Source organism: Hymenobacter agri (genome assembly GCF_054778495.1).
In genome coordinates this window covers 1-1,323 of the sequence record NZ_BAAGZM010000884.1, presented here as the reverse complement: position 1 = coordinate 1,323, position 1,323 = coordinate 1, and the positions used below count along the sequence as shown (strand labels likewise).

General features: G+C 64.5%; 1 protein-coding gene. It reads left to right on the top strand.

What is annotated here, in order from left to right:
* Nucleotides 1-328: 328 nt before the first annotated feature.
* On the top strand, nt 329-1,021 hold the full coding sequence (locus tag ACYVDE_RS23080; protein ID WP_460503877.1) for a response regulator transcription factor: 693 nt from the start codon (nt 329-331) through the stop codon (nt 1,019-1,021).
* Nucleotides 1,022-1,323: the final 302 nt, after the last annotated feature.

The window sequence follows — 1,323 nt, the reverse complement described above, 5'->3', positions numbered from 1 at the left end:
GCTGACCGTGGGCACCGCCCTCGAAGCTACCGGCAACCTGCGCACCGCCCAGCCCGGCGAAGCCCGCGTAGCCGGCACCACTGCCCCCCGCGTGGTACACGCCCAAACGCTGGCCCTCGGCGGCACGAAGTACCTGGTGCGGTAATTCCGCAACCTGAGCCGACGCCCGAACGTCATGACCACAAGTTGAACGTCATGCTGAGCGAAGTCGAAGCATTTCTACCGCGCAACGTAGTTCATTTACTATCGCAGTAGAGATGCGTCGACTTCGCTCAGCATGACGTTCTTTTTAGTCGTTTGCGGCTCGCTCAACCCACCCAATTCCTTTATGCGCATTCTCATCGTCGAAGACGAAGCCCGGCTGGCGGGCTTCATTCAGCAGGGCCTGGTGCAGGCTGGGCACGTGGCCGACGTGGCCGCCACCGGGCCCGAGGGCCTGGAGCAGGCCGCCACCACGCCCTGCGACGTGGTGCTGCTTGACCTGATGCTGCCGGGCCAGAACGGCTTCGACGTGCTGCGCAACCTGCGCGAATTCGGGATTCAAACGCCCGTCATCATCCTCAGCGCCCTCACCGATACGCAGCACGTGGTGCAGGGCCTGGAGGCTGGGGCCGTGGACTACCTGCTCAAGCCCTTCGACTTTGATGAGCTGCTGGCCCGGCTGCACATCATCGGCCGCAAAACGGCCGGGCCCGCCGGGGCCGAGGCCCTGCGCCTGGCCGACCTCGTGCTCGACCCGCTGGGCCGGGTAGTAACGCGCGCCGGCAAAACACTGAGCCTTACTAACCGCGAGTTTGCGGTGCTGGAGCTGCTACTGCGCAACGCCGGCCGGGTGGTGAGCAAAACCCGCCTCGCCGAAAAAGTGTGGGACGTGGACTACGACATGGGCTCGAACGTGATTGAGGTGCACATCTCGCAGCTGCGCCGCAAGCTCGACCGGGATTTTGCCCCCGCGCCCGCCCTGCTGGAAACCGTGATTGGGCAAGGCTACCGCCTGCGCGAGCCGGGCACGGCGGGGTGAGTGCGAGGCTTAAAAACACGTCGTGCAGAGCGCCGCGAAGCATCTTACCAGCAAAAACTAATCTAATCGTGAAAGTGCCATTGAATAGTGGCAGCAGGCAAGATGCTTCGCGGCGCTCTTGTTACTTCTGATTCAGCCCAGACCAATGCCCAGCTCCCCCATCCAAACCACCAAATCCCGCCGCTTCCGCCTGGGCCTGCGCGGGCAGCTGTTGCTGGTGTTCGGGCTGGTGTTTGGGCTGGCCACGCTGGCGGCGGGCAGCTACCAGTACCGTAGCCTGGGCCGCCTGCTGGCCCGCGCCG

Bases quoted from the DNA above. Each gene is read 5' to 3' on its own strand.
- ACYVDE_RS23080 (WP_460503877.1), top strand. From the start codon at position 329: ATGCGCATTCTCATCGTCGAAGACGAAGCCCGGCTGGCGGGCTTCATT.